4 protein-coding genes are annotated in these 4747 nt (G+C 70.5%); 1 reads left to right on the plus strand and 3 read right to left on the minus strand.

The genetic code is table 11. The features are described from left to right. A partial coding sequence (gene recD / locus DCO49_RS19370) for an exodeoxyribonuclease V subunit alpha (RefSeq protein WP_243402786.1) occupies positions 1 to 1232 on the plus strand: 1232 nt, incomplete at its 5' end. Between the two features lie 346 nt (positions 1233 to 1578). Here recD and DCO49_RS19375 read toward each other — a convergent pair. From DCO49_RS19375 to DCO49_RS19385, 3 genes are all read right to left on the minus strand, one after another. Beyond that, positions 1579 to 1977: a hypothetical protein gene (locus tag DCO49_RS19375; protein WP_116865376.1), complete on the minus strand. Its 399-nt coding sequence runs from the start codon at positions 1975 to 1977 to the stop codon at positions 1579 to 1581. A 94-nt stretch (positions 1978 to 2071) separates the two neighbouring features. Continuing rightward, complete coding sequence (locus DCO49_RS19380; RefSeq protein WP_116865377.1) at positions 2072 to 4111, minus strand: FUSC family protein; 2040 nt, start codon at positions 4109 to 4111, stop codon at positions 2072 to 2074. A 3-nt stretch (positions 4112 to 4114) separates the two neighbouring features. Then, positions 4115 to 4747 (minus strand): TolC family protein (locus DCO49_RS19385; RefSeq protein ID WP_133249455.1); only part of this gene is annotated, 633 nt, incomplete at its 5' end.

Below are 4747 nucleotides of genomic sequence, written 5' to 3' on the forward strand. Positions count from 1 at the left end.
CCGGGCGCGCCGCCGAGCGCATGGCTGAAAGCCTGCGCCTGGCCGTGCAGCGCCTGCAGGAAGAAGGCCTGGACCCGGCGCTGTGCGCGGCGCTGCCGAGCACCGGCACCACCCTGCATCGCCTGCTCGGTGTCATTCCCGACTCGCCGCGCTTCCGCCACCACGCCGACAACCCGTTGCCGGTGGACGTGGTGGTGGTGGACGAAGCCTCGATGATCGACCTGCCGCTGATGGCCAAGCTGGTCGATGCCGTCGCCAGCGGCACGCGGCTGATTCTGCTGGGTGACCCGGACCAGCTGCCCTCGGTGGAAGCAGGCGACGTGCTCAGCGCCATCCTGCGTGCCAGCGGCGATGGCAGCGGTACCCGTGCCGATGACGCGCAGGCCCTGCATGGACTGCTGGCCGCGCCGACCCTGCAGCCGCAGGCTGCGCCGCGCGTCTTCGCCGGCCGTCGCGTGCAGCTGCAGCGCGGCTACCGGCAGAGCGATGCCCTGCAGCTGGCGCCATTGGCGCAGGCGGTGCGCGAAGGTGACAGCGGCACCGCGCTGGCCCTGCTGCGCAGCGGCAGCCTGTCCGGGGTCAGCTTCCACGAGAACGACGCCGACCCGCTGCGTGGCCAGCGCGAACACCTGCTTTCGCACTGGCGCACGCTGGCCGAGGCCGAAGACCCGGGCCGTGCGCTGCAGCAGGCCGGCCGCCTGCGCGTGCTGACCGCCCTGCGCGAAGGCCCACAGGGCGCACGCGGGCTCAACAGCCGCATCGAACAGCTGCTGGCCGGCAACACTCCCGGCTACTTCCAGGGCCGCCTGCTGCTGGTGACCGAAAACAGCTACCGCCATCACCTGTTCAACGGTGACATCGGCATCTGCCTGCGCGACACCAGCGGCGCGATGGTGGCCTGGTTCCCCGGCGACACCGCCGATCAGCCCCGCGCCTTCCACCCGGCCGCACTGCCCGCGCACGAGAGCGCGTTCGCGATGACCGTGCACAAGGCACAGGGCTCGGAGTTCGATGAAGTGTGGCTGCAGCTGCCACGGCAGGACAGCCGCGTACTGTCGCGCGAACTGGTCTACACCGGCCTCACCCGTGCGCGCCAGCGCCTGCATGTGGCCGGCAGCGAAGAGGTGCTGGTGGCCGCGTTGAAGCGGCATGCGAGCCGCCTGGGCGGCCTGGCTTGGCGGCTGGGCGCCGAAGCGGGCTCGGATCCCGTTCCCGACGGGAACGGGCTCTGACCCCCATCCACGCATGGCGTGGACCTACCGGCAACTGCGGCTGTTGGTAGGTGTCGACCGTTGGTCGACACACCTGTCAGACATCGATATCCGACCCCGTGCCGACCAACGGTCGGCACCCACCAAAGCAGAGCGCCGTTCCAACAGACGGCAGGAAATTGTCGAAGGCGGGGTGGGTCCGGTTGCGGGGGCGTGAGCGCCATGGATGGGGCGACCGAGCTTACAGGGACGTACTTGCAGCGTCCCCCGCAACCGGACCCACCCCGCCGTCCCACGGATAGCCCGCTGTTGCTTCGGCTTCGGCTTGAAGCTTCTGCAGGTGCAGGGCGCAGCCCTGCCGCCCCCCTCACTCCGCGATCAACACCAGCCCATCCGGGAACACGATCGCCGCTTCATCCGCACTCAGATCGAAGAACCCCACGCCGTGCTTCTCGGCCAGGTCCTGCACGCGCCCGTGCGCGCGCTCCGCCACCGAATAGGCGAATGCGGCGTAGATCACCTCGCGGCCGATACTGTAGTCGGTCAGCCCGGGACGGTCGTCGTCATCGTTGCTCAGCGGGCCGCTCATCGGCGGGAACTCCTGCACCATCTCTGCGAACCACGCCTGCAGCGCCGGGCTGCTCACTGCCGGATCGTCATAGTCGTGGTTCTCGCCCCACTCGGCCTGCTTATCGAACCAGGCGATGAAGGCCGCCGCTTCGCGTGGCGCAGCGCTGGCCTCGAACACCATCATGTCGTAACTCATTGAACCGTCCTGTTGTCGGAGCGAAAGGCCGCCGGGCATGGCCCGGCGCTACCGCGTAGCGATGGTAGCGCCGGGCCGTGCCCGGCGGATCGCATCACACCGACGGTGCTTCGGCGTCCGCCAACCCCGGCGCCAACGCCTTCGCCTCGGGGAACAGCGCGAAGCGCAGGCCGATCAGACCCATCAGCGCCTCGTCGCGCGCCTTGCAGGCGCCTACGCCACCGACCCGGCCCAGCGACGTATCCAGGCGCTCGCGCAGTGCTTCGGCGGCGGCAATCGGCCGGCGTGCGGCAATCTGCCGACGGTAGTGTGCGGCGATCTCTTCCAGGATGTGCTCGACCGCCTCGCGGCTGCGCTCCGGCAGGTCCAGGCGGGCACGGCGCAGCTGCAGGATGTTCAGGCCGATGCGTGCCTCGTTGAGCATGTCCACCGAGGCGATGTCGCTGCCTTCCGGCGTCGCTGCCAGGCGCGGGGCGAGCAGGCCCAGCAGGTCCAGCATGCGTGCGGCGAAGCGCTGGCGGTCCTGCTGGCCGCGCCCTTCGGCGGCCTCGGCCAGCGTGGTCCAGCCCTGCCGCACCAGCCGGCGCGCGGTCCACTCGGCACCCACCGAACGGAACAGGCGGGTCATCACCACCGCGAAGCCAATGCCGATGAACATTGCGATGGACGAGTTGAGGAAGCTCTGGATGTTGGCGCTGTAGGTGTTCTGAAGGCTCAGCAGCGCGGCCAGGTTCACCGTCAGCGGCAGCGCGAACAGCGCGCTCTTGGGGTGGTGCAGCAGCAGGCCCAGCGGCAGGAACGCCACCGCCAGCACGAGTGCCAGCAGGCCGAAGTCATGCACGGCCGGGAACACGCCGAACAGGTACACGCCGGCCACCAGCGAAGCGACGATGGCCCAGACAAGGAACGAGACCATGCTCGGTGCCGGGTCGTCCTGTGCGGCGAAGAACGCGGCCGTCACCGCCGCCATCATCGCGCCGTTGCCGCCACCCTCCCAACCCAGGCCGATCCACAGCACGCAGTAGCTCATCAACGCCACGCCGGCGCTGAGCGCGGAGAACAGCGCCATGCCGTAGTCGACGTGCTTGTCGGTGGCCACCCGCTCGGTACGGATGCGGTAATGGGCGCGGTCCAGCGGCGCGGTGCCGTGGTCGATCGCGTGCTGCAGGGTGCGGCAGTCCTGCCACAGGTCCACCAGCTCCTCCAGGCGCAGCAGCAGGCTGGCCAGCTGCAGGTGCTGCAGGTCGCTGTCCACCTGCGGCTTCAGCGCGCTGATGCGCGCACGCAGGCGGGCGTAGTCGCTGGCACTGGCGGGCGTATCGATCCAGTCGTGGATGTCATCGACCAGCGCCGGCAGGCCCTCGGGCAGCGTCTGTCCCTCGCTGCGCAGCGCGCTCAGGCGGTCGGCAATCGACGACAGCACCGGCAGCAACAGCAGCATGCGCTCGCGCAGGCGTTCCATCGAAACCGCAGAACCCGCATGGCGCGGATCATCGCGGCGCAGGAACTCGATGAGGGCTTCGAACTGCACCAGGTCGGCGGCCAGCCGGTTGCGCGGGGCATGGGCGCGGCCACGCTCGAGGATCTGCCGGCACCACTGCGCGGCATCCTCCATCCAGTTGCCGATGCGGGTGCGCAGCATCGGCTGCACCGAGGCCGGGAACAGCAGCGACGCGGCCAGCACCGCCACCACCGTGCCGAGGATGATCTCCTCGCTGCGCGCCACCACCGTGTCGAAGATGGTTTCCGGCGAGGTCACCGCCGGGAAGCCGATGAAGGCGGTGGTGTAGCCGGCCAGCAGGAACGCGTAGCCGCGCGGGCCACGGTTGAGCAGGGCCAGGAACAGGCAGCCCGCCAGCCAGATCGACATCGCCGCGCTCAGCACCATCGGCGTTTCCACCAGCGCCGGCAGCACCAGCAGGGTGGCCAGGCCGGCCACAAGGGTGCCGACGATGCGGTACACGCCCTTGGCCCGGGTCGGGCCCAGCAGTGGCTGGCTGACGATGTACACCGTGCCCATCGCCCAGTACGGGCGCGACAGGTTGCCGGCCATGGCGATGTACAGCGCGGCCACCGCGGCCAGGTAGGTCTTGATCGAGAACAGCCACGCCTGGCGGTCGGTCAGCGCGTTCATGGCTTACTTCGCCGTGGCCTGCGCGGTGGCCGGGGCCGCCGCCGCGACCGTGGTCTGCCAGCCGCCACCCAGCACCAGGAACAGATGGATCTGGTCGCGCGAGACCTGCGCCTCGGCCGCGGCCAGGGTGGCATCACTGGTCACCAGGCTGCGGTCGGCATCCAGGCTGGACAGGTACGGGGTGCGCCCGGCCTGGTACAGCCGGCGGTTCTGCTCGGCGGCCAGCGCGGCCTGCTGCTGGGCTTCGCGCAGCGACTGCAGGCGGCGCAGGTCCTGCGCGTAGCGGTCCAGCGCGGTCTGCGTCTCGCGCAGGGCCTGCAGCACCGCATGGTCGAACTCGGCCAGCGCGGCGTCGGCACCGGCCTCGGCGGCGTGGATGCGGGCGTGGGTGCCCGAGGACGGCAGCGTCCACGAGATCAGCGGGCCGATCGACCACTGCTGGGTCATCGGCTGGCCGAAGTCCTCCAGCAGGCCGGCGGCACCCAGCGAGGCACCCAGACGGATGTCCGGGTACAGCTCGGCGGTGGCCACGCCGATGCGTGCGGTGGCCGAGGCCAGCTTGCGCTCGGCCTGGCGGATGTCGGGGCGACGCTGCAGCAGGGCGCGGCCATCACCCACCGGCAGCGGCTGGGCCAG

Source organism: Stenotrophomonas sp. SPM (genome assembly GCF_003105135.1).
GTDB lineage: Bacteria > Pseudomonadota > Gammaproteobacteria > Xanthomonadales > Xanthomonadaceae > Stenotrophomonas.

Bases quoted from the DNA above. Each gene is read 5' to 3' on its own strand.
- DCO49_RS19380 (WP_116865377.1), bottom strand. From the start codon at position 4,111: ATGAACGCGCTGACCGACCGCCAGGCGTGGCTGTTCTCGATCAAGACC.
- DCO49_RS19375 (WP_116865376.1), bottom strand. From the start codon at position 1,977: ATGAGTTACGACATGATGGTGTTCGAGGCCAGCGCTGCGCCACGCGAA.